Source organism: Pseudomonas sp. PDM05 (genome assembly GCF_014851685.1).
Classification (GTDB): Bacteria; Pseudomonadota; Gammaproteobacteria; order Pseudomonadales; family Pseudomonadaceae; genus Aquipseudomonas.
The window spans coordinates 1-479 of the sequence record NZ_JACVAC010000043.1; the positions used below are offsets into that span (position 1 = coordinate 1).

The 479-nt window shown below is 49.9% G+C and carries 1 protein-coding gene; it reads right to left on the reverse strand.

The window, feature by feature from the left end; translation table 11 throughout:
* A partial coding sequence (locus IB241_RS28100) for a hypothetical protein (protein WP_192301279.1) occupies positions 1-479 on the reverse strand: 479 nt, incomplete at both ends.

Consider the following 479-nt stretch of genomic DNA (forward strand, 5'->3'; position numbering starts at 1 on the left):
CCAGAAACCCCCTCTCCCTTTTTTCCTCCTCCTCTTTTCCTTCTCTTCCTCCTCTCTTCTCCTTCCTTCTCCTTTCCCTCCCCCCTCCCTTCCTTCCCCTTTCTTTCCCTTCTTTTTCTTTTCCTTCCCCTTCTCTTCCCTCTCCTTCCCCTCCCTTCTCCCCTTTCCCTTCTCTCCTCCCCCTCTCCCCCCCCTCCTTTTTTCTTTTCTTCCTCCCTTTCCTTCCTTTCCCTCCTTCCCTTTTTCTTTCCTTCTCCTTCTCCTCCTTTTCTTTCCCTTTTCCTCTCTCCTTTTTTCTCTTCCCCCTTTTTCTCTTTCCTCCCTCCTCCTCTCTTTCTTTCTTTCCTTTTCTCCCCTTCCCTCCCTCCCTTTCCTTTCTTCTTCCCCCCTTCTCCCCTTTTTTTTCCTTCCCCTCCCCCTTTCTTTTCCTTTTCCTTTCTCTTCTCCCCCTCTTCCTCTTCCTCCTCTCTTCCTTTTTT